We start from the raw sequence: 1,318 nt of genomic DNA on the forward strand, positions 1-1,318 counted from the left end.
GATGTGTAAAAGAGACAGCCAACACGCCCGCCGAGACGGCGATTTGATACAGCACGCTGGTAAAGTCTTTGGTAATTTGCAGCGATTTGGTCTCCACTTGCGGCAGCACAAAAATCTCATCCCCTGGGGTCACTTTGATGTCGTTGTCGGCCAGTTCGCTCTTCTCGATTTGACTAAAAGTGCCATCGCGGTGCAGCAGTAATATCCGCGAGTTGCTGGCCTTTTGGGTAAAGCCGCCCGCTAAGTTGACGTAATCGCTCACCGTGCGCTGCGGCGCCGCCAATATCGCGTTCGGGAACATCACGTCCCCGTGCACCATCACCAGATTGGTTTGGCGCGGAATGCGGATGATGTCGCCGGGCTCTAACCGTATCTCTTCCATATCCGGCGCATTGGCCAGCACCACTTGCCCGCTCGGTTGAATGTCGCGCGCTCGCTCCACCCACTTCATCAGCAAATCGGCCTCGTTTTTGCGCAGGCTCGCTTCCCCCTCTGACGAGGAGCGGGCGGTCAAAATGCTCGCCTCAAAGGCCTTGAGCGAGGAGCCGAGCATCTCTTTTTGCCGTTGCTGCACCGAGGTGCGATAAAGCTGGATGGCGTTGATGTCGGCATCTTGGGTCAGTTTGAGGCCATTGAGCACATCGCCCAAGCGGGCGCCGTAGCGCAGCACCACCTCTTGGTCGCTGTTGTGCTCCCCTTCGACCCGCACCGCGATGGAGGCGTAGCGCTTATCGGCGATGACCTCGACGGTGTCGCCGCTGCTGACCATCACCTTCTCCAATTGGGTGGGGTCTTGCAGGGGGTAGTTATCCATGCGGATATTCTCCCCCTGATTGCGGCTGACCCGAATGTGGGTGGCGTCGGCGTCGGGGCTGGCGAGGGCCAGCAGCTCAGCCAAAGTGACGTGGGGTTTGCTGAGTTCAAACTTGTTGGCGTTGGCGACCTTGCCACGCACCGTGGCCTGATAGCGCAGCGGGGCGACCACCAGGGTGTCGCCATCGCGCAGCTGGGTCGGTTGCAAGGTGCCGCTTAGCAAAAATTGGTAGAGGTTAAAGCGGCGCAGGGTCTGGCCGCCGCGCTTGAGCGCCACATCAAGGTAGCTGCCCCGTTCGGGGGCGATGCCGCCGGCTTTATCGAGAAAATAGAGGATGGCATCGCCAGATTGGCCAGCATAGAGGCCAGGCTGTTTGACAAAACCGGTGACAAAGATTTTGACCGGCTGACTGACATCTAAGGTGGCGTAGACGCTGACGTTTTTTTGATAAACGCGGGTGATGGCGCCGAGCAGGGTGTCGTTAAGCTGCTCGTTACGGACCCC

General features: G+C 59.0%; 1 protein-coding gene. It reads right to left on the minus strand.

All coding sequences use genetic code 11. The features are described from left to right. Positions 1–1,318: polysaccharide biosynthesis/export family protein (locus CUC53_RS18370; RefSeq protein WP_100295418.1), on the minus strand; the 1,318-nt coding region annotated here is incomplete at both ends.

It is taken from the genome of Aeromonas cavernicola (genome assembly GCF_002795305.1).
In the GTDB taxonomy this organism is placed as follows: Bacteria; Pseudomonadota; Gammaproteobacteria; order Enterobacterales; family Aeromonadaceae; genus Aeromonas; species Aeromonas cavernicola.